This is a genomic window from Thiolapillus sp., from assembly GCF_048562965.1.
Lineage (GTDB): Bacteria > Pseudomonadota > Gammaproteobacteria > Chromatiales > Chromatiaceae > Thiolapillus > Thiolapillus brandeum_A.
In genome coordinates, this window is record NZ_JBHNMF010001111.1 from 1 (window position 1) to 876 (window position 876).

The 876-nt window shown below is 60.6% G+C and carries 1 protein-coding gene and 1 pseudogene; one reads left to right on the forward strand and one right to left on the reverse strand.

Annotated features, from left to right (window positions below; genetic code table 11):
* Nucleotides 1-139 precede the first annotated feature (139 nt).
* Nucleotides 140-427, forward strand: coding sequence for a hypothetical protein (locus ACOCD2_RS22650; protein WP_293885769.1), 288 nt, complete (start codon nt 140-142; stop codon nt 425-427).
* Here ACOCD2_RS22650 and ACOCD2_RS22655 read toward each other — a convergent pair.
* A pseudogene (locus ACOCD2_RS22655) lies at nt 412-876 on the reverse strand (IS66 family transposase); the annotation flags it as partial. The gene ACOCD2_RS22650 and the pseudogene ACOCD2_RS22655 overlap by 16 nt on opposite strands.

The following is an 876-nucleotide window of genomic DNA, read 5'->3' on the forward strand; positions in this document are numbered from 1 at the left end:
ATAGGTCAGGCTGTCCCTGGGCACCCGGGTGCTGTTTTTCTCCAGCCAGGCCTTGAGGTCATCGAGCACCGGTTGCGCCAGCTGCTGACGCTGCCGGGTCTTTTCTTCCGGCGGCAGTTTCAAGCGTGTCTTCGACCTCGTGATAGATTTTGGGACATCCCAGTCCCCAAAATCGACTCGGCCTTTGACAACCTATTTGTGCCCCAGCCGTCCTGGTCACCAAGCACTACGCAACAACTTCGCAAGCTCGTTGCTGCTCCGTACTTGGCTCCCAATGACTGGACGCCGCGTTCGGAGGCCTACTTTGTTTTCCCTCTGGCGCAAGGCACGCCGGGAAAACAGTGCGGCCTCGCGGCTACTGGGGTCTACCAGCCTTCGCTTCGCTCTCCATGGCTGGCAGCGTTCGATCCGTTTCTCGATGGCGTAGAGTTTGCGGATCTTGCCGATGGCCACGTCGGCTTTGCTGACCTTCGTCCCTTTCTTCTTCACTGGCGCCGCTTTGCTGGCTTCGACGAACTTGCGCCGCGCATGATCCCAGCAGCCAATGCGGGTCAGGCCGTTCTCCCGGCACACCCGGTTGTAGCCGGCATAGCCGTCGGTCTGGAGTGTTCCCTTGAAGCCATCGAGCAGGCGCAGGGGCACCTCCTCGCTGCGCGAGGGATCGTATTCGAAGCACCGCCGGTCGGTCCGGTGGTCCGCCCCGGATCACCCACATCCATTTGTCCGACTGGGCCGATTTCCCGGTTTCCTTGAGTACCTGGAGTCGGGTCTCATCGGCTTGCAGGTAGTCCGCGTTCAGTTGCTGTTCCCGCAGCAGGTTGATCAACGGCTTGAATACGTCATCCAGGCGGATGATCCAGTTGGCCATCGTCGTGC